At 62.2% G+C, this 3,847-nt stretch carries 2 protein-coding genes; both read left to right on the top strand.

The features are described from left to right. Positions 1 to 2,631, top strand: a 2,631-nt coding sequence (locus AB4Y84_RS15700; protein WP_442250406.1) for a TonB-dependent receptor domain-containing protein, incomplete at its 5' end; no start/stop codon positions are given. A 389-nt stretch (positions 2,632 to 3,020) separates the two neighbouring features. Further along, on the top strand, positions 3,021 to 3,847 hold an 827-nt coding region (locus AB4Y84_RS15695; RefSeq protein ID WP_442250405.1), incomplete at its 3' end, for a TonB-dependent receptor plug domain-containing protein.

The following is a 3,847-nucleotide window of genomic DNA, read 5'->3' as shown; positions in this document are numbered from 1 at the left end:
CTGACCGTCACCGCCGAGGACATCCAGACCCGCGGCTTCACCAGCGTTGCCGAGGTGCTGCAGCAGAACTCGTTGACCACCGGTGGCCTGCAGGGCGGCCAGACCTCCGCTTCGTTCACCCAGGGCGCTGAAGCCTCGGGCATGTTCGGCCTCAGCCCGAGCTACACCAAGTACCTGATCAATGGACGGCCGATGCTGTCCTACCCCGCTCTCTACAACGGCAGCGACACCTTCAACAACCTCAGCGGCATCCCGATCGACATCGTCGAGCGCATCGAGATCCTGCCCGGTGGGCAGTCCTCGCTGTACGGCTCGGACGCGATCGCCGGTGTGGTCAACATCATCCTCAAGGACCGCATGGACGGCGGCGTGCTGAACGTGCGCGGCGGCGGTTACACCGAGGGTGGCGGCAACGATTTCCGCGTCAGCGGCGCGCATGGCTTCAATGCATTCGATGATCGCTTCCACGCGTTGGTCAACGTGCAGTACGAGAAGAGCAGCCCGATCTGGGGTTACCAGCGCGACCTGACCAAGCAGAACAACACCAAGGGTTATACGCCGCAGGTTCCGACCAACGACTTCCTGGTCTACCTGCCGGGCCAGCAGAACGCTTACGTGATGATGGACCCGAGCCGCTGCGCCAACGTCGCCGGCCAGTTCGGCGGCACCACCGTACTGGGCACACGCGCTACCGGTGAGTCCTGTGGCTCGCCCTTCAGTGCCGGCTACAAGACGCTGAAGAACGGCAAGGAAAGCAGCCAGATCTATTCGTCGATGTCCTTCGACGTCAACGACAACTTCCAGCTGTTCGCAGACGCGCTCTACAGCCTGGAAGAAGTGCAGTACAACGCCGGTTCGGGCTACGCCTTCTGGGGCAGCGATGTCGGCTTCGGTGCGTTCGTCGACCAGGCAAGTGGCGAATACATGAACCTGCAGCGCGCGTTCGCGCCGGAGGACATCAGCGCCGCCGGCTACCGCGACACCATGAGCACCGATCGCAACAAGGCCTACCAGATCACTCTGGGCGGGCGCGGCAACGTTGGCAACTGGGATTACAGCGCCAGCTTCAGCCGTGGCGAGTACAAGCTGACCGAGCGCAGCTTCGCGCGCTGGGCCAATGAGATCGACAGCTACTTCGAAGACCGCGTGCTGGGTCCGGTGCTGGGCGTCACCGACGACGGCTACAACATCTACAACCCGAACTGGGGCGCGTTCTATTCGCCGCTGCCGGCCGGCGATTTCCAGACCTTCACCGGTTTCACCTACAACAAGAGCCGCACCTGGCAGAACCTGGGCCGCGCGCAGATCACCAATGGTTCGCTGTTCAAGCTGCCCGGTGGCGATGCCGGCCTGGCAGTGGTGGCCGAAGCAGGCAGCGAAGGCTGGTCGTATACCCCCGACCAGCGCCTGCTGGACGGCAGCGTGTGGGGCACCACCTCGGTGGCCGGTGCCGGACATCGCAGCAACTACGCACTGACCAGCGAACTGCGCATGCCGTTGCTGGAGTCGTTGACCGTGACCGCCTCGGGCCGCTACGACGCGTTCAAGATCGCCGACAAGACCGTCGACAAATCGACCTACAGCATCGGCGTGGAGTTCCGTCCCATTGAAAGCCTGCTGTTCCGCGGCAAGTACGGCACCGCCTTCCGCGCGCCCAGCCTGTCCGACGCCTTCCAGGGCCGCAGCGGGTACTACGCCAACAGTTCGGTCGACTACTACCGCTGTGGCCAGCTCGGCTTCAACCCGAGCGACACGGTTGGCTGCCCGTATGCCAACGAATCGGTGTTCGGTGAGCAGTCCGGCAACCCSGASCTGGARSCGATCACCGCCGAYGTCTGGAACGCSGGCATCGTGTGGGCSCCCATCAACAACCTGTCGGTGTCGGTGGAYTACTACAACTGGAAGATCAAGAACGAGGTCAACACCCTCAGTTCCGACCAGTTGCTGCTGGCCGAGTAYTACTGCCGCAACGGCCAGACCAACAACACCTCGGCCAGCTGCCAGAACGTGAGCGACTGGATCACCCGCGATGGCACCGGCAAGCTGGAGCAGATCTACACGCCGAAGATGAACATCGCCAGCCAGAACCTGCAGGCGGTCACGGCCAGCTTCAAGTACGTGCAGGACATCGGCCGCTTCGGTGCGCTGCAGTTCTCCAGCAACTACACCAACATGATCAAGCGCGAACTGCAGCCGCAGCCGGGCGACGAGTACCTGGACCTGCTGCGCGACCCGTACGCGATGTGGAACTACGACCAGTACGCCAAGGTGCGTGCCGACGGTGCGGTGGGCTGGGCGAAGGACAAGTGGACCACCACCGTGTACTTCAACTACATCGGCAAGACGCCCAACCGCATGGCATACCTGGGCAAGGGCTACGACTACGTGCATCCGTCCGGCTACGAGGCCGGCAAGTGGGGCTCGTACACCACCTACAACCTGAGCGTGAATTACCAGGCGATGGACAACCTGACGCTGTCGATGATGGTCAACAACGTGTTCAACAAGATGCCCGACGGCCAGGCCCACAGCTACGCCGGCAACATCGGCGCACCGTACAACAGCAGCATCTACAACCCCTACGGCCGTGCGGTCTACGTGCAGGCCAAGTACGAGTTCGGCGGGAAGTAAGCGCCGCGCCCGCGCTGCCCGGGAGGCCCCGCTTAGGCGGGGCCTTTTTCATGCCCGTCAATTGAGACGGAAGATCAAAATAAGTCTCATAAATTAAATAATGAGAAAAGCATCCGCGAAGGCGGCAAGCCCTTGATCTACATAAGAAACATCGACTTCGATCGATTTTGTTCCGCAACGCAACATTTTGAAACATTCCCAGACAATCGCGTTTACGCACTGATTTCAAAGGACTTTTCTTCCGATGAGCAGCACATCCGTGTGACGGGACCGTTTTGACAACGTGAACGTCGTGTTACGGTCCGGCTGAATGGATTGCAACTGAACACATCATGAAGATGTCAGGGAGGACATCAGCCAGACGACATCGCTCATTACGGGGATCCATCATGTCTCGCCATCGCTCCACGCCTTCGCGTCACCCCCTGACCCTTGCCCTGATCGGCACCCTGCTCGCCTCCGGCGCAGCCCACGCGCAGGACACCGGCCCGACCCAGCTTGACCGCGTCACCGTCACCGGCTCACTGATCCCGCAGACGCAGATCGAGAACCACACGCCGGTMCTGACCGTCACCGCCGAGGACATCCAGACCCGCGGYTTCACCAGCGTCGCCGACGTCCTGCAGCAGTCCTCGCTGTCGACCGGCGGCCTGCAGGGCGGGCAGACCTCCGCTTCGTTCACCCAGGGTGCCGAGGCCGCCGGCATGTTCGGGCTCAGCCCCGGCTACACCAAGTACCTGATCAACGGCCGCCCGATGCTCTCGTATCCGGCGCTGTACAACGGCAGCGACAGTTTCAACAACATCAGCGGCATTCCGATCGACATCGTCGAGCGCATCGAGATCCTGCCCGGCGGCCAGTCTTCGCTGTACGGTTCGGATGCGATCGCCGGCGTGGTCAACATCATCCTCAAGGAGCGCATGGATGGCGGTGTGCTCAACGTCCGTGGCGGTGCCTACTCCGAAGGCGGCGGCAACAGCGTACGCGTCAGTGCGGCGCGCGGCTTCAATGGTGTCGACGATCGATTCCATGCGCTGGTCAACGTGCAGTACGAAAAGACCAGCCCGATCTGGGGCTATCAGCGTGACCTGACCAAGGTCAACAATCCCGACGGCTACAGCCCCCAGTACGTCTCCAACGACTTCCTGGTGCTGCTGCCGGCCAACAGCAACCGCTACGCCATGATGGACCCGAACCTGTGCGCCAACGTGGCGGG

Origin of the sequence: Stenotrophomonas sp. 2YAF22 (assembly GCF_052114665.1) — a bacterium.
GTDB lineage: Bacteria > Pseudomonadota > Gammaproteobacteria > Xanthomonadales > Xanthomonadaceae > Stenotrophomonas > Stenotrophomonas indicatrix.
The sequence above is the reverse complement of the archived record's forward strand: the minus strand, read 5'-3'. Positions and strand labels throughout refer to the sequence as shown.